18 protein-coding genes are annotated in these 22,883 nt (G+C 68.6%); 6 read left to right on the top strand and 12 right to left on the bottom strand.

All coding sequences use genetic code 11. The annotated features are described in order from the left end of the window. The first annotated feature begins 129 nt into the window (after positions 1-129). Both ACLB90_RS16170 and ACLB90_RS16165 read left to right on the top strand, forming a co-directional pair. A complete protein-coding gene (locus tag ACLB90_RS16170) occupies positions 130-1,071 on the top strand; it encodes a LysR substrate-binding domain-containing protein (protein WP_411850420.1) in 942 nt (313 codons plus the stop codon). A gap of 72 nt (positions 1,072-1,143) precedes the next feature. After that, positions 1,144-1,437: a hypothetical protein gene (locus ACLB90_RS16165; protein WP_411850419.1), complete on the top strand. Its 294-nt coding sequence runs from the start codon at positions 1,144-1,146 to the stop codon at positions 1,435-1,437. Between the two features lie 43 nt (positions 1,438-1,480). On the opposite strand, the gene ACLB90_RS16160 is transcribed toward ACLB90_RS16165, so the two are convergent. After that, positions 1,481-2,287, bottom strand: a complete 807-nt coding sequence (locus tag ACLB90_RS16160; protein WP_411850418.1) for a DUF4349 domain-containing protein — start codon at positions 2,285-2,287, stop codon at positions 1,481-1,483. Continuing rightward, the gene (locus ACLB90_RS16155) at positions 2,287-2,643 is read right to left on the bottom strand and encodes a GFA family protein (RefSeq protein WP_411850417.1); all 357 of its coding nucleotides are present in this window, start codon (positions 2,641-2,643) and stop codon (positions 2,287-2,289) included. The genes ACLB90_RS16160 and ACLB90_RS16155 overlap by 1 nt, the downstream gene beginning before the upstream one ends. 103 nt (positions 2,644-2,746) lie before the next feature. On the opposite strand from ACLB90_RS16155, the gene ACLB90_RS16150 reads away from it, so the two are divergent. Next, entirely contained in the window at positions 2,747-4,558 is a 1,812-nt protein-coding gene (locus tag ACLB90_RS16150) for a DUF885 domain-containing protein (RefSeq protein WP_411850416.1), read from the top strand. A 984-nt stretch (positions 4,559-5,542) separates the two neighbouring features. Here ACLB90_RS16150 and smrA read toward each other — a convergent pair. Further along, positions 5,543-7,375, bottom strand: a complete 1,833-nt coding sequence (gene smrA / locus ACLB90_RS16145) for a multidrug efflux ABC transporter SmrA (RefSeq protein ID WP_411850415.1) — start codon at positions 7,373-7,375, stop codon at positions 5,543-5,545. Positions 7,376-7,463: 88 nt separating this feature from the next. Then, positions 7,464-9,041 carry a serine hydrolase gene (locus ACLB90_RS16140; RefSeq protein ID WP_411850414.1) on the bottom strand — a complete coding sequence of 526 codons (1,578 nt, stop codon included), beginning with the start codon at positions 9,039-9,041 and terminating at the stop codon, positions 7,464-7,466. 131 nt (positions 9,042-9,172) lie between these two features. On the opposite strand from ACLB90_RS16140, the gene ACLB90_RS16135 reads away from it, so the two are divergent. Together ACLB90_RS16135 and ACLB90_RS16130 are read left to right on the top strand one after the other, a co-directional pair. Then, a complete protein-coding gene (locus ACLB90_RS16135) occupies positions 9,173-9,613 on the top strand; it encodes a VOC family protein (protein ID WP_411850413.1) in 441 nt (146 codons plus the stop codon). Then, a complete protein-coding gene (locus ACLB90_RS16130; RefSeq protein ID WP_411850412.1) occupies positions 9,610-10,428 on the top strand; it encodes a DUF72 domain-containing protein in 819 nt (272 codons plus the stop codon). The genes ACLB90_RS16135 and ACLB90_RS16130 overlap by 4 nt, the downstream gene beginning before the upstream one ends. Here the strand turns inward: ACLB90_RS16130 and ACLB90_RS16125 are convergent. Next, the gene (locus ACLB90_RS16125) at positions 10,401-11,060 is read right to left on the bottom strand and encodes a Pr6Pr family membrane protein (protein WP_411850411.1); all 660 of its coding nucleotides are present in this window, start codon (positions 11,058-11,060) and stop codon (positions 10,401-10,403) included. The genes ACLB90_RS16130 and ACLB90_RS16125 overlap by 28 nt on opposite strands. 94 nt (positions 11,061-11,154) lie before the next feature. On the opposite strand from ACLB90_RS16125, the gene ACLB90_RS16120 reads away from it, so the two are divergent. Beyond that, entirely contained in the window at positions 11,155-12,102 is a 948-nt protein-coding gene (locus ACLB90_RS16120; protein ID WP_411852778.1) for a DMT family transporter, read from the top strand. Between the two features lie 12 nt (positions 12,103-12,114). Here ACLB90_RS16120 and ACLB90_RS16115 read toward each other — a convergent pair whose 3' ends face one another. From ACLB90_RS16115 to ACLB90_RS16085, 7 genes are all read right to left on the bottom strand, one after another. Next, positions 12,115-13,275: an AAA family ATPase gene (locus ACLB90_RS16115; protein WP_411850410.1), complete on the bottom strand. Its 1,161-nt coding sequence runs from the start codon at positions 13,273-13,275 to the stop codon at positions 12,115-12,117. Positions 13,276-13,350: 75 nt separating this feature from the next. Then, positions 13,351-14,412, bottom strand: a complete 1,062-nt coding sequence (locus tag ACLB90_RS16110) for a DUF1176 domain-containing protein (protein WP_411850409.1) — start codon at positions 14,410-14,412, stop codon at positions 13,351-13,353. 8 nt (positions 14,413-14,420) lie between these two features. Continuing rightward, on the bottom strand, positions 14,421-15,491 hold the full coding sequence (locus ACLB90_RS16105; RefSeq protein WP_411850408.1) for a GGDEF domain-containing protein: 1,071 nt from the start codon (positions 15,489-15,491) through the stop codon (positions 14,421-14,423). 66 nt (positions 15,492-15,557) lie between these two features. After that, the gene (locus ACLB90_RS16100) at positions 15,558-16,280 is read right to left on the bottom strand and encodes a pseudouridine synthase (RefSeq protein WP_411850407.1); all 723 of its coding nucleotides are present in this window, start codon (positions 16,278-16,280) and stop codon (positions 15,558-15,560) included. 54 nt (positions 16,281-16,334) lie between these two features. Beyond that, complete coding sequence (locus ACLB90_RS16095; RefSeq protein ID WP_411852777.1) at positions 16,335-17,969, bottom strand: GGDEF domain-containing protein; 1,635 nt, start codon at positions 17,967-17,969, stop codon at positions 16,335-16,337. Positions 17,970-18,141: 172 nt separating this feature from the next. After that, a complete protein-coding gene (locus tag ACLB90_RS16090) occupies positions 18,142-20,571 on the bottom strand; it encodes a putative bifunctional diguanylate cyclase/phosphodiesterase (protein WP_411850406.1) in 2,430 nt (809 codons plus the stop codon). 165 nt (positions 20,572-20,736) lie between these two features. Continuing rightward, the gene (locus tag ACLB90_RS16085; protein WP_411850405.1) at positions 20,737-22,698 is read right to left on the bottom strand and encodes a DEAD/DEAH box helicase; all 1,962 of its coding nucleotides are present in this window, start codon (positions 22,696-22,698) and stop codon (positions 20,737-20,739) included. Positions 22,699-22,883 lie beyond the last annotated feature (185 nt).

Genomic DNA, 22,883 nt, shown 5'->3' with positions numbered 1-22,883 from the left:
CTGGCAGGCGTTCGCGGACGGCAACATGGGATCGGCTCCGGGGGACAGGGGCACAGCATCCGCCTACCGGGACAGGCCCACAAGCGCGTAGTATCCGGGCAAGCCACAAATCTGATTTGGGTCTCGACCATGATTCTTCGGCCTGCCCTGCTGCCTGCGCTGGGGGTGTTCGCGGTTGCCGCGCGTCACCAGAATTTCGCGCACGCCGCCCAGGAGCTGCATCTCACCGCCAGCGCGGTGAGCCACCACGTCCGCAAGCTGGAAGACCTGCTCGGGACGGTGCTGTTCCAGCGCCACGCACGCGGGGTACGGCTCACGGTGGAAGGACGGCAACTGGCCGATGCCGCCGCAGCCGCGCTGAGCGATCTCAATGCGGTGGCCGGCAACCTGCACCCGCAGGCGGACACCGTGCCGCTGCGCATCACCACCATCCGCTCGCTGTCGTACTGCTGGCTGGTGCCACGCCTGCCGCGCTTCACGCTCCAGCACCCGCGCATGCGCATCGAGCTGCAGACCAGCACCGAGCTGGTGCGGTTCGATGAAAACGGGCCGGAGCTGGGCATCCGCTACGGGCTGGGCCAGTGGCCAGGACTGCGCGCGCACCATCTGATGGACGACGAGCTGTGCCCGGTCGCCTCGCCCGCGCTGGCCGGGGTGGCCGCGCTGCGCGAGCCGGCGCAGATCGCCCGCCTGCCGTTGATCAGCGACATGTCGCCGCAGGGCTGGCGCGACTGGTTCCGTGCCGCCGGCGTGCGCGGGCTGGAGCTGCCGGCGCTGCATACCTTCAGCGACAGCACCGACGCCATGCGCGCGGCGGTCTACGGGATCGGCGCGGTGCTGGCGCGCAAGCACATCGCCCAGCCGTACCTGCAGCGTTACGAACTGGTGCGGCTGCCCGGCCCGGCGCTGAAAGCGCGCTATGCCTACTACGTGGTCCATGCCGAACACCGCCCGCTCAGTCCCACCGCGCTCGCGTTCATGGACTGGCTGCGGCGCGAGGCGCAGGACGAACGCACACCGGTGCCGGCGCTGCCGGACGAACTGCTGGGGCTGCCGGCGGACGGTCGCTAGCGTCGCCGGTCGTCACCCGTTCTTGTCCGCTGCGCGGCTAGGCTGAGGATCCCTTTCCCCCAAGGCGCACTCATGGCCCTGTTGCGACTCCGAATCACCGGCAGCGAAGACGATGCGCGTGCCATCACCGACCTGCTGCAGAGCATCGAGGGAATCGAACATGTGGAAGAAACCGACGACCTGATGCCGCACATGGACGACGACGATTCCAGCTCGGCCGGTCTGTCCGATGACGTCGGTCCGGGCATCCACGAACTGGAAGTGGAGGTCGGCAACGACTACACCGCCCAGCGCGTGCGCGATGCGGTGCAGGAGCTTGCGCTGGAACTGGACGTGTTCGTCGAGTACGAGCACGACGAAGGCTGATCTGCGCGCGGTGCCGGCTCACGCCGGCACCGTCGTGGTTCGCTCAGTGCTTTGCCTGCAGGCGGCGCTGACGGCGACGCCACAGCTTCACGCCGATCCATCCGAACACCCACAGCACCACGGCCACCGGCAGCAGCGCGGCCATCGCGCGGATGACGAATGCGACGCTGGAGGTGAGGATCGCACCGGACTCGCGCAGCGCCTCGCCAATTTCGCTGCGGCTGCGCTGCCCTGACGGCGTATGGAACTGCATCGTGACCAGCTGGGTGTCGATCCGGCGGCGCTGCTGCGCGGCATCCTTGTTGGCCTGCTCGACGCCGGCTTCGATCTCCGCCAGCCGCTGGCTCACCACCAGCAGATCGGCCGTGGTGATGGTTTTGCTGTCCTGGTAGGCGAGCAGGCGCGCGTGTTCCTTCTCCAGCCGGGCCTTGGTCAGCGCCGTATCGGCCACCTGCTGGGCCAGGTCCTCGGCATGGGTGTTGCGCGAGGAGACCTCAGCGCCCTGCCCGGCCAGGCCGATGATCGGCTCCACGCCCTTGGGTGCGATGCGCACGCGGATCGAGCCGGTCGGGTACTCGCCGCCCTGCTGGCCCACCTGCAGCACCGCGCAGTCGCCGAAGCGCGCAGACTGGCAGGCGTCGGCGATCTGCTTGACGCGCGGGCCGATCTGTCCGGCATCCAGGCGGATGTCCAGGTCATGCTCGTAGGCCAGCGCGGCGCCCTCAGGCGACGCCACCGCGCCGGCGCCACCGCCATCGGGGGCGGCCGTGCCGGTCTTGCTGCACCCGGTTGCAGCCAGCAGCAGCGTCCCTGCAAGGGCACCGGCAAGGTGCCACATCATCCGTTTCATTACTGGCTTGCTCCATCGAATCGCGTGATCGTGAGCCCGTCGAGGTCGACCCCGGGCAGGCAACGTACATTCACCGCCACCATCGCCTGGCCACTGCGTGGGTCCACACCCTCGCTGAACGGGGCGGTGCCGCAGGTGCGGCAGTGGTGGTGCTCCAGGTGCTGTCGGTTGAACTGGTAGGTAGCCACCTGCGCCGGGTCGGTGCGCAGGGTGAGCGCAGCGCGGGGGGCGAACCACAGCAGCCCTCCCCGGCGGCGGCACAGCGAGCAGTTGCAGTCCAGTACCTCGGCAATGGGGTCGGCGGCCTCGACCACGAACGCAATCTGCCCGCAATGGCAGCTTCCTTCGTATTGCATGGCACCTCTCCCGACCGGAAAGCGTCATGGTAATCCAATGGCACGGGGACAAAGCCCCCCGGCGGGCCTATCCTCGGGGATTGTCCCCAGTACAGGATCCACGATGCGCCAGCATCTCCTTGCCCTCGCCCTGGTCGCCGCCCTCGGCGGCTGCCAGCAGGCCGACGCTCCGCCTGCCGCAACCGACGCCCCGGCCGCTGCGGCCAGCACCAGCGACGCCGCTGTCGATACCGCCTTCGCCGACCTGTCCAAGCGCGCGCTCGACACGTGGATGCAGCTGTCGCCGATCAGCGCCACGCAGATCGGTGACCACCGCTATGACAGCGAGATCGACGATCTGAGCGCCGCCGGCCAGCAGAAGATGCTGACCGCCTACAAGGGCCTGGTCGCCGATCTGGACCGCATCGACGTGAGCAGGCTGTCGCGCGAGAACCAGGTGGATGCGGCGATTCTGCGCAACCAGCTGCAATCGGACATCTGGAACGCCGAGGTGCTGCAGTCGTCCAAGTGGGACCCGCAGATCTACAACGGCCTGGCCGGCAGCGCGATCTACAGTCTGATGGCGCGCGAGTTCGCGCCGCTGCCGGAGCGGTTGAAGTCGGCCACTGCGCGCATGGAAAAGCTGCCGGCGATCTTCGCCCAGGCGCGTGAGAACCTCGACGCGGCCCGCGTGCCGAAGATCCACGCCGAGACCGTCGCCAAGCAGAACCGCGGCATCCTCAGCATCGTCGATTCGTTCATCGTGCCGCACATGGGCGAGCTGCCCGCCGAGGACCAGAAGCGCCTGCAGGCCGCCATCGACGGCCTGAAGAAGGCGGTGGACGAGCAGCAGACCTGGCTGGACACGACGTTGGTGCCCAACGCCAAGGGCGACTTCCGCATCGGTGCGGATCTGTACGACCAGAAGCTGAAGTTCGCGCTGAATTCGTCGCTGTCGCGCGCGGAGATCGGTGAGCGCGCGCGGGCCGAGCTCAAGCGCGTGCGCCAGGACATGTACGGCATCGCGCAGACCGTGCTCAAGGACAAGCCCGGCGCGCCGGCGCTGCCGGCCAACCCGAGCGACGCGCAGCAGCAGGCGGCGATCGAGGCGGCGCTGGAACTGGCCTACGCCGACAAGCCGGCGCGCGACAAGGTGGTCGACGATGCCAAGGCCGCGCTGGCGCAGTCCACGGAGTTCGTGCGCAAGCACGACCTGATGACCCTGCCCGATTCGCCGGTGGACATCATTCTGATGCCGGAATTCCAGCGCGGCGTGGCAGTGGCCTACTGCGACTCGCCGGGTCCGTTGGACAAGAACCTGAAGACGTTCTACGCGGTCTCGCCGATTCCGGACGACTGGAGCGACAAGCAGGTGGACTCGTTCCTGCGCGAGTACAACAGCCGCATGATCCACCTGCTGAGCATCCACGAAGGCACGCCCGGCCACTATCTGGAAGGCTGGCACTCGGGCAAGTTCCCCTCGACCCTGCGTGCGGTGCTGCGTTCGGGCCTGTTCGCCGAAGGCTGGGCGGTCTACACCGAGCGGATGATGCAGGAGCAGGGCTACCTGGACAACGACCCGCTGTTCCATCTGGTGCAGCTGAAGTTCTACCTGCGCACGATCTCGAACGCGATCCTCGACCAGGGCGTGCACGTGGACAACTGGTCGCGTGAGCAGGCGATGCAGCTGATGACTCACGACGCGTTCCAGCAGGAAAGCGAAGCCTCGGGCAAGTGGGTGCGCGCGCAGCTCACATCGGCACAGCTGCCCACGTACTTCGTGGGTGCGCAGGAACACTTCGACACCCGCAAGGCAGTGCAGGAGAAGCAGGGCGCGAAGTTCAATCTGAAGGCCTACCACGACCAGATGCTGTCCTACGGCGCCCCGCCGGTGCGCTTCGCGCGCCAGCTGATGCTGGACCAGCCGATCGAGTAACCGGTCTACAGCGTGATCTGTGGGTGCCGGCCGCTGGTCGGCACGCAAGCCAAACGGCCCGGTGCGAACCGGGCCGTTTGTGTTTGCGGTTTTCTTCTGTGAAGCAGAGCAGCGTCTTCTCTGTTCCCGTGTGAGGAGGGCCGTCAGCCCTATCCGGGACACGCCGTGAACCCATCCCTGGGGGCTCGTAGAAAACATCCCTGTTTTCTACGGTCCCGGACAGGGCTGACGACCCTCCTCCGATAGGTTCATGTGTGCGGCCTGCAATGACTGCAACGACTGCCGACGCTGTTCGGCACGCAAGGCAAACGGCCCGGTGCGAACCGGGCCGTTTGTGGTTGCGGTTGTTCTTCTGTGAAGCAGAGCAGCGCCTCGCTTGTTCATGCGTGAGGAGGACCGTCAGCCCTGTCCGGGACACGCCGTGAACCCATCCCTGGGGGCTCGTAGAAAACATCCATGTTTTCTACGGTCCCGGACAGGGCTGACGGCCCTCCTCCGATAGGTTCATGTGTGCGGCCTGCAACGACTGCCGACGCTGTTCGGCACGCAAGGCAAACGGCCCGGTGCGAATCGGGCCGTTTGTTTTTGCGGTTTTCTTCTGTGAAGCACAGAGCAGCGCCTCGCTTGTCCTGTGTGAGGAGGGACGTCAGCCCTGTCCGGGACACGCCGTGAACCCATCCCTGGGGGCTCGTAGAAAACATCCCTGTTTTCTACGGTCCCGGACAGGGCTGACGGCCCTCCTCCGATAGGTTCACGTGTGCGGCCCGCAACGAGTGCCGACGCTGTTGCCTGTCGGTGACGCACCGGGCCACTGTCAGTGGCTGGCGGAGATGGGTATGCGGGACCGTAGAAAACATGGATGTTTTCTACGAGCCTACATGGACGTATTCACGGCGTGTCCCGCATGCCCATCTCCGCCGGCCACCCGCCGGGAACCAGGGCAGCCAGCACTGGCTTCATGCCTCTTCTTCACCAGGATCAGGATCACGCGTCCGCCGCGACGAACCCGCCGGTCTGGCGGGCCCACAGCCGTGCGTACAGGCCACCGGCGGCGACCAGTTCGGCGTGCGTGCCGGTCTCCACGATGCGGCCCTGGTCCATGACCACCAGCCGGTCCATGCGCGCGATGGTGGACAGCCGGTGGGCGATGGCGATCACCGTCTTGCCGGCCATCAGTTCGTCCAGGTTGTCCTGGATGGCCGCCTCCACTTCTGAATCCAACGCGGAGGTCGCTTCGTCCAGTACCAGGATCGGCGCGTCCTTGAGCAGCACCCGCGCAATCGCGATGCGCTGGCGCTGGCCGCCGGACAACTTGACCCCGCGCTCGCCCACGTGGGCGTCGTAACCGGAACGGCCCTCGCCGTCGCGCAGCGTGTCGATGAAGCTGGCGGCGCGCGCCTTGGCTACCGCCGCGCGCAGCTGCTCCTCGGTCGCGTCCGGTCGCCCGTACAGCAGGTTGTCGCGGATCGAACGGTGCAGCAGCGAGGTGTCCTGCGTGACAACGCCGATCTGCCGGCGCAGGCTTTCCTGGGTGACACCGGCAATATCCTGGCCGTCGATCCGGATGTGCCCGCTTTCCAGGTCATACAGGCGCAGCAGCACATTCACCAGCGTCGACTTGCCCGCGCCGGATGGCCCCACCAGGCCGATCTTCTCGCCCGGTGCCACGACCAGGTCGAGGCCGGCGATCACGCCACCGGTCTTGCCGTAGTGGAAATGGATGTCATCGAAATGCACCCCGCCTTCGTGGACCTCCAGCGCGACCGCGTCGGGGCGGTCCTGCACGGTCAGCGGCTGGGCGATGGTGGTGATGCCATCCTGCACCGTACCGATGTCTTCGAAGATGCCGTTGATGGTCCACATGATCCAGCCGGACATGTTGTGGATGCGGATCACCAGACCCGTGGCCAGCGTGATCGCGCCCACGGTGATGTGCCCGCCGTTCCACAGCCACAACGCCAGCCCGCAGGTACCGGCGATCAGGAAGCCGTTGACGATGGCGATGGTCAGGTCCATCGACGTGGTTATCCGGGTCTGGCGGCGGTGCTTGACCGCCAGCTCATCGATCGCCTCCGCCACGTACGCCTGCTCGCGGCCGCCGTGGGCGAACAGCTTGAGCGTGGGAATGTTGGTGTAACCATCGACGATGCGGCCCATCGCCTTGGAACGCGCTTCAGAGGCGATCCACGCGCGCTCCTTCGCACGCGGCACGAAGTACCACATGATCGCCACGTAGGCGGCCAGCCACAGCACCAGCGGAATCATCAGCCGCCAGTCGGCCTGCGCGAACAGGTACAGCGCCGTACCGGTGTAGACCACGATGTACCAGAGCGAATCCACCATCTGCACCGCCGATTCGCGCAGCGACGTGCCGGTCTGCATCACGCGGTTGGCCATGCTGCCGGCGAAATCGTTCTGGAAGAAACTCAGGCTCTGCCGCACCACGTAGTTGTGCATCAGCCAGCGCGAGCGGTTGCTCAGCCCCGGCACGATCGCCTGGTTGACCAGCAGGTTGTGCAGGCCGACCAGGATCGGGCGCGCGATCAGGGTGATGCCGGCCATCCACAGCAGCGTGTCGGCGTGCCTGGCGAAGAAACCCGGATCGGGCTGCTCGCCCACCATGTCCACGATGCGGCCGAGGAAGTCGAACATCGCCACTTCCACCAGCGCCAGCAGCAGCCCGGCGATCAGCGTGGCCAGCAGCACCGGCCATACCGGCCGCAGGTAGTGGACGTAGAACGGCAGCACCTTGCGCGGTGGCATGCGGCCATCGATCGGCGGGAACACCGGGATCAGGGATTCGAACCAGCGGAACATTCCATTTCCCACAAAAAGAAGCAGGCCGCGATTATCCCACCGCGGCCTGCATTTTGTTTTCACCCGCGCCACACGCGGTGCGCGTGGTTCAGCCCTTGGTGTCGGCGGCGATCGGCGTCAGCAGCAGGTCCTGGAAATCGAAACTGAAATCGGTCAGCGACGAGGCCGCCTGCATGCGAACCTCGCGCACCTTGCCGTCCGGGTCCAGGCTGAAGGTGACGAACGCATCGGCATTCAGCGAACGGTCGTCCCAGCGCACCAGGAAGGTATCGTGCTGCCACGGCTCCATCGTGCCGACCAGCTGCGCGGTCTTTCCAAAGCGCAGGCGCAGCGCGCGGCCCTTCTGCTCCACCCACACATCGCCGTACCAGGGATCGCGGTAGCCACCGGCGTAACCGGCCAGCGGCAGCGACGGGCGCGCCTTCGCGTCGCGCGCGGCCTGGTGCCTGGCCCAGCCCTCGTCGGCCTTGTCCTGGGCCTTGGCCACCGCTGCGGCGTAGGCAGCCACCCAGTCGGTCTGCGGTGCCGCCAGATAGGCGTCGAGCACGTCCATCGTGATCGCGTTGAAGGCCGCGCCGACCTCCTGGTTGGTGAGCACCACGATGCCCAGGTTCTGCTCCGGCACCAGCGTCACGCGCGAGACCATGCCCGGCCAGCCGCCGGTGTGCCACACCAGTTTCTGCCCGCGGTAGTCGCTCAGGCTCCAGCCTTCGCCATACCCGGCGAAGTTCGGCCGTGCCGCCGCCAGCTGCGGCACGCTCGGCTCGGGCACCACCTGCGGCGTGATCATCTGCCACATCGCGTTCTGGGTCTTGGCGCTGAACAGCGCGGTGCCGTTCTCCAGCGTGCCGTGGGCCAGCTGCACGTTCATCCAGCGCGCCATGTCATGCACGCTGGAATAGATGCCACCGGCGCCGGCGTTGTTGGACCAGGTCAGCGGCGCAACGGTGCGCAGTGCGGTGAAATCGTACTTGGCGTGCCCCACTGCCGCGTTGTCGCCCGGCTGCAGGTGATCGGCGTTGTAGCGCGTACCGGCCATGCCGACGGGCGTGAAGATGTGCTGCTGCAGGAAGTCCGCGTAGGACTGCCCGGACACCTGCTCGATCACCTGCTGGGCAACGGCGTAAAGGATGTTGTCGTAGGCGTAACGATCACGGAAGCCGGCCTTCAGCGGCACCTTGGCCAGGCGCTGCACGACCTCCTGGTTGCTATAGGTGGTGGTTGGCCAGAACAGCAGGTCGCCGGCGCCCAGGCTCAGCCCGCTGCGGTGCGAGAGCAGGTCGCGGATGCGCATCTCGCCGGTGACGTACGGATCGGACATGCGGAAGCCGGGCAGGTGGTCGATCACCCGGTCGTCCATCTTCAGCTTGCCCTGCTCGGCCAGCAGGTTCAGCGAGGTGGCGGTGAACGCCTTGGTGTTGGACGCGATCGCGAACAGCGTGTCGGCCTGCACCGGTGCGGGCTTGCCCAGCTCGCGCACGCCGTAACCGCGTTCGAGGACGACCTTGCCGTCCTTCACCACCGCCACGGCGATGCCGGGCACATCGAATTCACTGCGGACGCGCTCGACCGTGGCGTCCAGCCGCTGCAGTTCGGCCGGCACGGCCGCCGATGCCAGGGGTGCGCACGCCAGCAGCACGACGCCTCCGATCCAGGATGTGTTCAATCAGTGTCTCCAGTTGCGTGTCGCGGGGGCGTTGAGATCCACAGGATGCCCGTCGCCGGTTTCGCACGATGGTAACGCGGCGCCCTTCACGCTCGCCTGTGCCAGAAGGCGGCCCGCCCCGGAGACCCTGCATGACCGCGCCAGCCAACACCGTCTCCACCATCATTCCGTGCCTGCGCTACCGCGACGCCCGGGCGGCCATTGCCTGGCTGCAGCGCGCGTTCGGCTTCGAGCCGCAGGCGGTGTATGCCGATGGCGACACCGTCCACCACGCCCAGCTGGTCTACGGCCACGGCATGATCATGCTGGGCTCGGTGGACAACGGCAGCGCATGGGGCCGCCACAGCGTGCAGCCCGACGAGGTCGGCGGCCGCCAGACCCAGAGCGCCTGCGTGATCGTGGCCGACCCCGATGCGCACTACGCGCGCGCGGTCGCGGCCGGTGCGGAGTTGGTGATCGACATTGCCGACCAGGACTACGGTGGCCGCGGCTACGCCTGCCGCGATCCGGAAGGCTACCTGTGGTGGTTTGGCAGCTACGATCCGTGGCAGGCCCACGCAGCAGGCGCATGAGCGCAGCGCCCGGTCATATCCGCACCGGCATCGGCGGCTGGGTGTTCCCGGCCTGGCGCGGCGGCATGTTCTATCCGCCCGGCCTGCCCCAGCGTGATGAGCTGGCGCATGCCAGCCGCGCGCTCGGCTGCATCGAAATCAACAGCACCTTCTACCGTGCGCAGAAACCGGCGGTGTACGCCCAGTGGCGTGACCAGACCCCGGCCGGTTTCCGCTTCTCGGCCAAGGCCCCGCGCACGATCACCCAGACCCACGACCTGGGCACGGTCGGCCCGCGCGTGGATGCCTTCGTCGAGGGCATCGCCACGCTGGGCGACCGGCTCGGCCCGCTGGTCTGGCAGTTCGGCGACAGCCATCCGGCCGACGCGGAGGCATTCGACGCGTTCCTGCAGCGCCTCCCGCGCGAGGCCGGCGGCGTTCGCCTGCAGCATGCGCTGGAGGTACGCAATCCGGCGGCGTGGACGCCGGACCTGATCGCCACCGCCCGCGCGCACGGTGCCGCGCTGGTGTACAGCGGTTCGGCCGACTACCCCAGCTTCGCCGACCCCACCGCCGATTTCATCTATGCGCGGCTGATGCATGCCCGCGGCAACCTGCGCGCCGGCTACCCCGAACGTGCGCTGGAACAGTGGTGCCTGCGCGCGATGCGCTGGGCGCGTGGCGAGGACAACCCCGACCTGCCGCATGTGGTCGCCGAGGCACCGCCCGCTGCCTCCCGCGATGTGTATGTGTTGTTCATCGGCGCGGCCAAGCAGCGCAACCCCGGTGCGGCGATGGCGCTGCGCGATCAGCTGCGGCGGGTGGGCGCGAGCTGAGCCCGGCGTGCCAGGCGGGCATCCAGCCGCCACAGCAGCGCGCCGACGGCGATGAACGCCCCTGCCACCACCACCGCGTTGCGCGCGACCACCGCAGCGCCCAGCGCGCCCAGGTCCAGGAACGGATAGGGATAGTGGCCGCTCCAGCGGCCGACCAGCAGGGCCCAGCCCAGGTACAGCGCCGGGAACACCAGGGCGCCGCCCAGCTGGCGCCAGGGCAGGCCCACGTGACGCCCGGCCAGCCAGCCCAGCAGATACAGCACCGGCACCACGGTGTGCAGGCCGGCGTCGGCCCACCACTGCCAGCCCTGCGGCTGCCAGAGCGGGCGCAGCACCAGCGCGTACACCAGCCCGGTGATGCCGATGTACAGCGCCACTGCGGCGCTGGGAGCGGGCGCGGCCATGCCGCTCCGGCTGCCGCGCAGCCGTGCCAGGCACACCGCCGCCACGCCGATGTTGCTGAGGATGGTGAAGTAGCCCAGCAGCCGCAGCGTGGCCTGGCCGTTCCCGGCCTCGGCACCGACGGTCTGCAGCAGCAGGCCGTACTGCAGGGCCAGCGCGGCCACGGCAACCAGGCCGGTGAGCGCGGCCCAGGCGCGCGCGGCCACGGTCGGGGCCAGAACGGGGGGCAAGGCGTGGGCGGTCTCCATTGACGCAGGATGCCATGCAGCGGCGGGATGCTGCAGCAGGATCGCGATGGCCGCCGGCTTCCCGCACAATACGCGGATGCCGATGACCGATACCCGCAAAGCCCTGCTGCAAATCCACTTCTGTGTGCTGTTGTGGGGCGTCACTGCCATCCTCGGCAAACTGATCACCCTGCCCGCCCTGCCGCTGGTGTGGTGGCGCATGCTGCTGGTGGTGGCCATGCTCGCGCTGCTGCCGCGTGTCTGGCGCGGCCTGCGCCAGCTCTCGCCTGCCCTGTTCGCCGGCTACTGCGGCGTGGGCGCACTGGTCGCGCTGCATTGGTTGACCTTCTACGGCGCGGTGAAACTGGCCAATGCCTCCGTCGCGGCGACCTGCATCGCGCTGGCCCCGGTGTTCACCGCCGTGATCGAGCCGTGGGTGGCCAAACGCCCGTTCCAGCTGCGCGAACTGGCGTTCGGCATCGCCGTGCTGCCCGGCGTGGCGCTGGTGGTCGGGGGCGTGCCCCACGGGATGCGCCTTGGCGTGCTGATCGGTGCGTTGTCGGCCTTGCTGGTGGCGGTGTTCGGTTCGCTCAACAAGCGGCTGGTCAGCCATGCCGATCCGCTGACGGTCACCGCGCTCGAGCTGGGTGCCGGCACGGTGACGCTGACGCTGCTGGCACCGCTGCTGCCGTTCCTGCTGCCGGCGTTGGCCAGCCCGCTATGGGTGGTGCCCGACCTGCACGACGGCATGCTGCTGCTGGCCCTGGCCGGCCTGTGCACGCTGCTGCCGTTCGCGCTGGCGCTGGTGGCGCTGCGCCATCTCAGTGCCTACACCGTGCAGCTGGTGACCAACCTGGAACCGGTCTACGCGATCCTGCTGGCGATGGTGCTGCTGAGCGAACAGCGTGAACTCACGCCGCTGTTCTACGCCGGCGTGGCGATCATCGTCGGCGCCGTGTTCCTGCATCCGCTGCTGAACCGCCGCAAGCGGGTCGAGCATCCGGAGATCCTGGGCACGGCCGAAGCCCGCAACATCGCCGACTGACCGCGGCGGCGATCACCGCGCCGGCCAGTACCAGGCCGGTGCATCCAGCAGCCCCTGGCCCAGCACGCGGGTCTGGCTCATTTCCTTGTGCAGCCGGATCGCATGGCAGGCGGGCGCTTCCTGCAAGGCGGCGATCAGGCGGCTCGCGTGCGAGACCACCCAGACCTGGCTGCGCGCGCTCGCGGCGATGATCAGGCGCGCCAGCGCGGGCAGCAGGTCCGGGTGCAGGCTGGTTTCCGGTTCGTTGAGCACCAGCAGCGGCGGCGGGCGCGGGGTGTACAGCGCGGCGATCAACAGCAGGTAGCGCAGCGTGCCGTCGGACAGTTCGGTGGCGGCCAGCGGGCGCAGCAGGCCGGGCTGCTGGAACGCCAGCGACAGGCGCCCGTCGTACGCGTCGATCCGCACCTGCGCGCCCGGGAAGGCGTCGTCCACCGCACCGGTCAGCCCGTCGACGTCGCCGATTTCCACGATGGTCTGCCAGGCGGCCGCGAGATCATGGCCATCGTTGGCCAGCACCGGCGTGCGGATCGCCAGGCACGGCTGCCGCGCGGGCGCGGCCAGGTCGGTGCGGAAGTGGTCGTGGAAGCGCCAGCGCCGGATGTAGTCGCGCAGCTGCATCACCTCGGGCATGCGCTGCGGATCGGCCAGCTCGGTGAACAGACTGTCGAACGCCGACAGCGGTTCCTCCAGCATGTCCCAGCCGCGCCCGGCGCGGCGACGCACGCGCGCACCACGCCGTTCGACCAGCACGTTGGCACTGCGCAGGAACGGGCCCGCCCAGATGCACTCGGTCTTGATCTGGGGTTCCCGGTCGAACATCGACATGCCCGGCACCGGCAGGCCGAGATCGATGGCATAACCGAACGCCTCGGCGGAAAAGCCCAGCTTCAGCGACACCGGATGGCGGCGCGCGGTGCCCTGCACCGGCACCTCCCCGGTGTGCATGCGCCGATCGATTTCTTCCGGCCCGGCCCACAGCGCCGAGCCAAGCCCCCCTTCACGGGCCAGCGCGGCGGCCACCCCGCCCTGCGCGGTTTCGGCCAGCAGGCGCAGCGCACGGTACAGGCTGGACTTGCCGCTGCCGTTGTCGCCGGTCACCAGATTCAGGCGCTGCATCGGCACCGCCAGCGCGTGCAGCGAGCGGTAGTGCGAGATGGCGAGGGTCTGCAGCACGGCGCATCCTGACGACAGGGAGAGCGCGCAGTGTGGTGGGGCACGGTCGCAGACGCTGCGACCGTGCCGATGGCGTCAGGGGGCGTTGGCGGTGCGCCACAGCGCCGGCCATTCGGCCGTATCGTCGCCGCGGCAGGCGCCCATGTGCTCGTAGGCGAGCAGTGCGAAGGTGGTACCGGTCCAGCCCCAACGCGCGCCACTGCCGCAATCGCCGATGCCGCGACCACGGCCGGAATGGGTAAGCACGCCGTCCTCGAACGCGGCCGATGTGAGCATGTCCAGGCGCGCGCGCACACCCGGCAGCGTGAACGGCAGGGTCGGCGTCACACGGGTGGCGCGCGACGGGTCGGCCACCGGCACCCGGAACACCAGGCTGGAGCTCTGGTAGGCGCCACGCAGGCATTCGATCAGCACCAGCGCCTGGGTATCGTCCAACGCCGCAGCCTCGTCGAACGCGTCGTCGCCGCCACGCTGGCTGCAGTCTTCGCGCTGGATGAGGGCAGCCTGGCCGCGCCGCACCTGGGCGATCAGGCGGGCCTGGGTGGCTGCGTCGAGGGCGCGGCGCGGCGGCGGGGCCAGCGTCACGCGCGGCAGCGCCGCGGCAGCCGGCACCCTGCTGGCCGCCGCATCGCCGCGTCGCAGCAGCGCGCTGACGCCACCGAGGCGGCCCTGCGTCTCATCGACCAGCAGCAGCGCAGCGCTCAGCCCGCCCAGCGGTATCGCGTCGCGCTCGCCGGCACCGAAGCGCAGCGACTGGCCATTGCGCACCGCATCGACGAAGGCCTGCGCACTGGCCAGGCTGCGGGTCCGGCGCACCACCCGGTCCGCGCCGTCCTGCGTGCGCGTCCAGCCCGGTGCGGCCAGCGCCACGGCCTTGCCGTCGAGCAGCAGCGGCGCGTTGCCGCCCCGCGTCGGCAGCACCACGGTCACGTCGATGGCGCCCTGCGGGCCCGCATCCCGCTGCACGGTGATGCGCCCATCCAACGCGTCGGCAGCGCCGGAGACAACGCAGCGCGCGACGTTGTCGCAGGCCACCACCCAGTCCTGGAACTGGCGGTACACCGGTGTGGCGGCACGCACGGGCAGCGCGGTGGCCAGGGCAAGGGCCAGCAGCGACCCCACGGAAACAACGTTCATGAACATCCTTATTCGGCAGGCACGACGCGATTGCGGCCTTCGCGCTTGGCACGGTACAGCGCGCCATCGGCACGCGCCAGCGTCTGTTCAACGGTGTCGCCGTGACGATGGGCCGCAACGCCGATGCTGACCGTCAGCGGTATGCCCAGCGGCAGATCGGCCGCCGCCACGCGCAGGAACTCGCACTGCATTTCGGCCACGCTCAATGGCGTATCGGGCATGACCACCACGAACTCCTCACCGCCGTGGCGCGCGGCCATGCCGCCGCCGGCGAAGGTGGCGCGCAGCAGGCGGCCCAGCTCGGCCAGTACGTGGTCGCCGCTGGCATGGCCGTAGAGGTCGTTGACGTTCTTGAAGTGATCGATATCCAGCAGCGCCACCGACACCGCGCGCGGCGAACCGTTGGCATCGTGCAGCGCCGCATCGAGGAACGCGCCCATCGCGCGCCGGTTGGGCAGGCCGGTCAACGCATCGGTGCGGCTCTGTTCGGCGAGGTCTGCGTTCTGCCGTTCCAGCAGCGCGTTGTACTCGGACAGACGCTGCTCGTACCACGCCCGTTCGCTCATGTGCTGCTGGATCTCGTGCGCGTAGCGGCGCAGTTCCATCACCAGCGAGACCTGGCGCGACAACGCGCTCAATGCCTGCATGCGTTCGGGCGACAACCGGCCCGGCGCGGCATCGAACACGCACAGCGTGCCCATCGGCAGCCCCTCGAAACTGAGCAGCGGCGCGCCGGCATAGAAGCGGATATGGGGATCGTCGACCACCACCGGGTTGTCGAAGAAGCGCGGATCTTCCAGGGCATCCTCCACCACCATCACCTGGTCCGGCTGCAGGATGGCGTGGCCGCAGAAGGAGATGTCACGGGATGTCTGCGGCACGTCCAACGCCTGCCGTGCCTTGAACCACTGGCGGTCGCGGTCCACCAGCGTGACCGCCCCCATGCGCGTACCGCAGAGCGCGGTGGCGATGGTGACCAGATCATCGAAAGAACGTTCGGCCGGGGTGTCCAGCACTTGATAGCGCAACAGCGCCTGCAGGCGCTGTTCCTCATTGTCCGGTCTGGACGGTTTGATCATGTGTCGGCTCCCGGCGAGTCGGTCGCAGTCTAGCCAATCAACGCAGGTGCCGGTGTCAGCGGCCCCTCACCAATCCAACTGCTTGGGCAACAGCCCGCGCAGTTCGGCATCGGTGAGGTTGCGCCACTGGCCCGGCTTGAGCGCGCCGATCTTGACGTTGTCGATGCGCACGCGGCGCAGCTGGGTGACGCGGTAGCCGAACGCGGCGGCCATCAGGCGGATCTGCCGGTTCAGGCCCTGCTGCAGCACGATGCGGAAGCCGAACTTGGCGATGCGGCTGGCCCGGCACGGCAGCGTGGTCTGGTCGTGGATGCGTACGCCGCGGGCCATGCCACGCAGGAACTCGTCGGTGACCGGCTTGTTGACCGCCACCAGGTACTCTTTCTGGTGGTTGTTCTCGGCGCGCAGGATCTGGTTGACGATGTCGCCGTTGCTGGTCATCAGGATCAGGCCTTCGGAATCCTTGTCCAGGCGGCCGATCGGGAAAATGCGCTGTTCGTGGCCCACGAAGTCCACGATGTTGCCCTTGACCGCGGTCTCGGTGGTGCAGGTGATGCCCACCGGCTTGTTCAGGACGATGTAGACGTGGCGGCGGCCGCCGGCCTTCTTCGCCTCGCGGGTGCGCAGTGGCTGGCCGTCGACCAGCACCTGGTCGCCCTCCCCGACCACCGCGCCGGTGCCGGCGGGCATGCCGTTGACGGTGACGCGGCGTTCGCCGAGCAGGCGATCGGCTTCGCGCCGGGAACAGAAGCCGGTGTCGGCGATGTACTTGTTGAGTCGGATGGTCATCCGGCCATTATCCGGCAAAGCCGGGTCCGACTGCGGATTTGCCTGCCATCGGACTCATGCCGCCTGCGGGTCGGGCTGGCCGGCAAGGGCCTCCGCGTCGAACACCTGGTTGCGCCCGGCCCGTTTGGCGCAGTACATGGCGTGGTCGGCACGGCGCAGCAGGCCGGCCAGGTCGTCGCTGTCGGCGCGCAGCACCGCCAGGCCGATGCTGGCCGACACGTTCAGGCCCGGCACCCCGAGCCCCGGGGTCAGCGCGGCCACTTTCTGCCGCAGGTCCTCCAGCCGCGCGGCCGCGGCGGCGCGGCCGGCACCCGGCAGCAGCACCAGGAACTCCTCGCCGCCCATCCGGATCACATCGGCCTGGTTGCGTACCGAGGTCCGCAACGCGCGGGCCACGGCGACCAGCACCTGGTCCCCCACTTCGTGCCCGTGCTGGTCGTTGATGTCCTTGAACAGGTCGATGTCGAGGAAGCCGATCGCCAGCGGCTGCGGCTGCGCCCGCGCCTGTTCCAGGTACTCCGCCAGCAGGCGCAGCCCGGCGCGGCGGTTGGGCAGCCCGGTCAGCATGTCGGTGTCGGCCAGCTGGCGCATCTCGTCGCGCTGCTGGCGCAGCCGGCCCAGGCGCAGGTTGAGCGCGAACGCGGCCATCATCAGGAACCACGTGGTGGCCACCTGCAGCGCTTCAATCCGGTAGGCGATGAGCCAGCGCGCGCCGACCGCCTCGGCCACGATCAGGATCCACCACGGCAGCAGCGCACCCAACCCGGCCAGCGCCTGCATGTCGCCGCGCCACAGCGCCCAGACGCCTGCGACCAGGCAGACCACGCAGCCGAGCAGGAACAGCGTCTCCAGCGCCAGTGCCAGCGTTCCCAGGGCAGGCATGCCCAGCCAGGGCACGCTGCAGCCGGCCACGATCAGCCCCCACAGCACCGCGTGCTGCCAGACGCGCGATCCCGGCCAGCGCCGGTCGCCACCGTTGAGGCGCCACAGGATCGGCAGCAGCAGCGCTTGGGAGAATGCGGTCAATCCCACCAGCCACCAGGACGCGCGGTCATGCACCGGCAGCCACGGTTCGGGATAGCCGCTCAGCCCCCCGAGCACCGCCTGCCACAGCACGAACACCAGGCACACCACCACATAGACCAGGAACAGGCGGTCGCGCGTGGTGGCAAAGCCCATCAGCGCCGACAATGCCAGCGCGATCGCCACGGCAATGCAGGCCGCACGCACCAGCAGGCGCGCGGTGTCGTTCTGCTGCACCGGACTGGGCGCGCCCAGTTGGAGGGTCGGCACCCAGCGCTCTTTCAGGGGCCGGGTCCAGGACACGACGATCGGCTCGCGGTCGCCGGCCTTGGGTACCACCACCATGCCGACGCCGGCACGGAAGCGCGAATCGCGGGTGCGGGCGTCGTGCATGCTGCCGCAGACCTGGCGCTGGCCGTGGCTGATGCGTACCTCGCCGGACAGCACACCGAACACATCCACCGCCTGCGGCTCACCCGACCAGCCCTGCGCGGGCGCGGGAATCGACAGCACATCCTGGTGGCGCGCCAGTACCCCCGGCGCGCACGCACGCTGCGGGGTCGGCTCGGACGTGGCCTGGCCCAGCAGAAGGTAGTCCACGCCGGCACGCGGCACATCGGCCCGGCCGGGCCAGGCGCACAGCATCAGTACCACCAGCAGCAGCATCGCCACCACCCGTTCCCCGCACCAGCCGTGCCTGCCTGTCACAACAACGTCCTGCCCGTGCTTCACGCCAACGCACACACCGTGCATCGCCCCTGGCGCGGATTATCGCAAGAACCGCCGCCGAGGCGGTGATGACCGGCAGCCGCGTGCGCCAGTGCGGCCGTCGGCGTCTTCACGCCGGCCCATGCCCGCCGTCGGAGGCCGCGCCCGGGTGGATCGCCCACAGCCCCTGCTGGGTCATCCGCTCCAGCGGGATCGGCCGCTCGATCGCGTAGCCCTGCAGGCCCTGCACGCCCAGTTCGGCCAGCTGGCGGGCCACATCGGCCGACTCCACCCATTCGGCCACCACGGTCATGTGCAGCTCGCGCCCCACTTCGGTAATGGCACGCACGGCGGCGCGGTTGATCGGATCGGACTCCATGTCGCGCACGAACATGCCGTCGATCTTGAGCATGTCCGCCGGCAACTGCCGCAGGTAACCGAACGAGGACAGCCCCGAGCCGAAATCGTCCAGCGCCATCCGGCAGCCGCGTGCCTTGACCGCGTCGATGAAGATCCGCGCCTGGGCCAGGTTGCTGACCGCGGCGGTCTCGGTGATCTCGAAGCACAACTTGCTGGCCAGGCCGCGATTGCGCTCGAGAAGGTCGGTCACGAACGCCAGGAAACTGGGCTCGGCGATGGATTGCGCCGACACGTTGACGTTGCACAACCCAAGCAGCTTCACATGCGACGGGCATACCTGCAGGTGGCGGAACAACAGCCCGAGGACGTGCCGGTCCAGCGCCATCGCCATGCCGTAGCGCTCGACAGCGCCCATGAATTCGCCCGGGCCCTGCAGCGCGCCTTCCGGGCTGCGCATGCGCACCAGTACCTCGTAATGCAGGAAGCCCGGGTCGCCCACCCGTTCGATGCGCTGGGCGTACAGCAGCATGCGGTTCTCGGCGATCGCGCTGGCGACACTGGACAACCGCTCGGCCTCCAGCCGGCGCTCGTCCAGCGCCATGCGGCTTTCGTTGAAGCAGTGGACCCGGTTGCGGCCCGCTTCCTTGGCCGCGTAGCAGGCGCTGTCGGCCGCGCTCATCAACCAGTTGACGTCCTGCGCTTCAGCGGTGATCTCGACCACGCCGATACTGCAACTTACCTTCGGCGCCCCCTCGCCGTGCTGGAAACTGACCTGGCCCAGGGTGCGGGTCACCCGCTGCAGCACGCGCTTGGCCTCTTCCTGGTTGGCATCGGCGAGGAACACCGCGAACTCGTCGCCGCCCAGCCGCCCCACCCAGTCGCCTTCGCGCACGGCCCCCACCAGATAGTCGGCGAAGTTGCGCAGCAGCTGGTCGCCGGCCGCATGGCCAAGTCCATCGTTGACCAGCTTGAAATAGTCCAGGTCCAGGTAGCACAGCGCGTGCACACCGCCGCGATCGCGGACGTCCAGCAGGGCCAGCTCGATCAGGCGTTCGATCTCGCGCCGGTTGACCAGCCCGGTCAGGGGATCGTGGCTGGCATGGTGCTCCACCTCACGCGCCAGCGCATGGTTCTGCGAAACATCTTCGACGATGGCGAACGCGGCTGGCTCACGGCCGCGGGTATGTACCACCGTGCCACTCCACCGTCCCCACAGCAGGCCGCCATCGGCGCGGCGGAAGCGCAGTTCGGCCGGGCGCAGCTGGCGCATCCAGTCGATCGCGCCGGTCCCGTCGACGACCAGTTCGCCCTCCACCAGCAGTTCCTGCAGTGACAGGCGCAACAGCGCATCACGGCGGTACTCGAGGATGTCGGCCATCGCCTGGTTGGCTTCGATCACGCGCCCGCCCATGTCCAGCTTGAGCATGCCGACGGTGGCCTGGTAGAACGCCGCGCGGAAGCGGCTTTCCTGCTCGATCAGATCGTTGCGCACGCGCCGCGCCAGCATCACCGCGACCAGCGTGATCATCAGCACCGACAACCCGCCCACCACCAGGGTGGTCATGCGCACGATGCCCGACGTGCGCAGCAGCGAGGCCGAGAAGGCCTGGGCCTTGGTACGCAGGCTGACATCGAGCGTCTGCAGCCGCGCCTGCAGCGCGTCGTGCAGTGCCGGCGTCATGCCGCCGCTGGCGTGCAGGGCCTGCGCCTGGTCGGCAAGCGCCCGCAGTTGCAGCAGGTCGTCATCGGTCGCGCGCCACAGGCGGACCGCGTCACGGAAGTACCCCAGGTGCCCCAGGTAGCGGAACGATACGATCAGCCGGTTGACGTCCCCGAGTGCGTTGTCGCCGGCCAGAAAGCCCCGCCGCGCCATTCCCAGGTCCGCGTCCGGCGCTTCCAGCGCATGCCGCGCCTGCAGATCGCCCAAGGGGACCGCCAACGCCGTGCGGGCATCGGCCAGATCCCCCGGATCGGCGGTGGCCAGGTAACGCGACAGTGCCAGCGAGGCGTGCTGCTGCGCCCGCGACCAATGGCTCTGGCCGACGATCCAGGCCGTGGAGGCAGCCTGCAGCTCCTGGATCAGGGCCGAAATGCCCACCAGACCGATGGCCATGCCGGTCAGCAACACGAAACGCAGGATGAGTCCCCGCGTTGGATACGGTATTTCCCTGGCGCCAACCCCCCTGCCACTTCCAAGCATCGCCGATTCCCCTGGACGCTATCGTTGTGTGGGGACCGATTCCATTGCGTGGTCCATCGCTGAGGCTAGGGCCTTGGATGTTGAGATGGCGCGAAGCCGGCCTCCGCCCCCCGGATACGACAACGCCAGCCCGGAGGCTGGCGTTGCAGGGACCGCCGGGGGCGATCAGAAGTTGCGCGGGCCGCGCGGCTTGAAGCCGTCCCGGCGCGGCGGACGGTCGTTGCCGCCCGGACCACCCGGACCACGATGACCGCCCGGGCCACCCGGGCCGCCCGGCTTGCCGCCGCGGCCGAACTTCGGCTTGAACGGCGCACGCGGCGACGGGGTCAGGTCTTCACCCGGCTCCACCTTGCGCATCTGAAGCTGCTGGCCGGACACCCACACCTTCTTCAGGTGGGTGAGCAGGTCGCTCGGCATTTCGGCCGGCAGGTCCAGCACCGAGAAGTCGTCATGGATGTCGATGCGGCCGATGAAGCGGCTTTCCAGGCCGGCTTCGTTGGCGATCGCGCCGACGATGTTGCCCGGCTTGACGCCATGCACATGGCCCACTTCGATGCGGAAGGTTTCCATGCCCTGCTCCGGTGCACCGCGCGGGGCGATCTCACGGCGCGGGGCGCGCTCGAAGCCACCGTCGTTGCCGCCGAAGTCGCCTTCGGCACGCGGCGGACGCGGACCACGGTCGTCTTCACGGCGCGGGCCACGCTCGAAACGCGGCTCGAAGCGCGCCGGGCGTTCGCCACGGTCATTGCCACGCTCGTTGCGCTGGTGCGGGGCACGCTCTTCACGCGCGCCACGCACCGGCGGCGTCAGCAGGAACGGGGCATCGCCCTGCAGCAGCTTGGCCAGCGCAGCGGCGATGTCGATCGCCGGCACGTTCTTCTCGTTTTCCACGCGCTGCAGCAGATCGCGATAGAAATCGTTGCCGCCGGCATCCAGCACGTCGCTGATGCGGCTCATGAACTTGGCGATACGGGTGTCGTTGACCGCATCCACGGACGGCAGCTGCATTTCTTCGATCGGCTGGCGGGTGGCGCGCTCGATCGCACGCAGCATGCCCTTCTCGCGCGGGGTGGCGAACAGGATCGCGTCGCCGGTGCGGCCGGCACGACCGGTACGGCCGATGCGGTGCACGTAGCTTTCGGTGTCGTACGGGATGTCGTAGTTCAGCACGTGGCTGATGCGCTCCACGTCCAGGCCACGCGCGGCCACGTCGGTCGCGACCAGGATGTCCAGCTTGCCTTCCTTCAGCATGCCGATGGTGCGCTCACGCTGGGCCTGCTGCATGTCGCCATTGATGGCGGCTGCGGCCAGGCCACGTGCCTGCAGCTTTTCAGCCAGCTCTTCGGTGGCCGCCTTGGTACGCGAGAAGATGATCATCGCGTCGAACGGTTCCACTTCCAGGATGCGGGTCAGCGCGTCCAGCTTGTGCATGCCGCTCACCCACCAGTAGCGCTGGCGGATGTTGGCCGAGGTCGTCGTCTTGCTGACGATGGTGACTTCGGCCGGGTTCTTCAGGTAGGTCTGTGCGATGCGGCGGATCTGCTGCGGCATGGTGGCCGAGAACAGGGCGACCTGACGGGTCTCCGGCAGCTTCTTCAGCACGGCTTCGACGTCGTCGATGAAGCCCATGCGCAGCATTTCGTCGGCTTCGTCCAGCACCAGGGTCTTCAGCTCGGACAGGTCCAGGGTGCCGCGGTCGAGGTGGTCGATGACACGCCCCGGGGTGCCCACGATGACGTGCACGCCACGGCGCAGCGCCTGCAGCTGCTGGCCGTAGGGCTGGCCGCCGTACACCGGCAGCACGCGGAAGCCGGGGATGCCCGAGGAATAGGTCTGGAACGCCTCGGCAACCTGGATGGCCAGTTCGCGGGTGGGCGCCAGCACCAGCACCTGCGGCTTGGCCTGGTTGAAGTCGAGGTTGGACAGCACCGGCAGCGCGAAGGCGGCGGTCTTGCCGGTACCGGTCTGGGCCTGGCCGAGGACGTCGCGGCCTTCCAGCATGGCCGGAATGGTGGCCGCCTGGATCGGCGACGGCGTTTCATAGCCGACGGCGGCGACGGCCTTCATCACAGCGTCGGACAGGCCGAGATCTGCGAACAGCAGCGGCGCGGGGGATTCTTGGGACATGGGAAACTCCGAAGGCACTGCCATTTTTCGGGCAATGCGATAAAAAAAGGGGATGGTCCGCGCTTTGGGCGCCCTTTCTTATCGCGTGCCCTGGCGCTGCTCGGTCGGAGGAGAATTCACTCGCTCAGGGCGCGATGATACCGCATCGATCCTGAACCACGCGTACAGATTTCCGCCTGAATGCC

This window comes from Stenotrophomonas sp. LGBM10, from assembly GCF_046736075.1.
Taxonomy (GTDB): domain Bacteria; phylum Pseudomonadota; class Gammaproteobacteria; order Xanthomonadales; family Xanthomonadaceae; genus Stenotrophomonas.
Note: the sequence above shows the minus strand (reverse complement) of the source record. Positions and strands in the feature narration are given on the sequence as shown.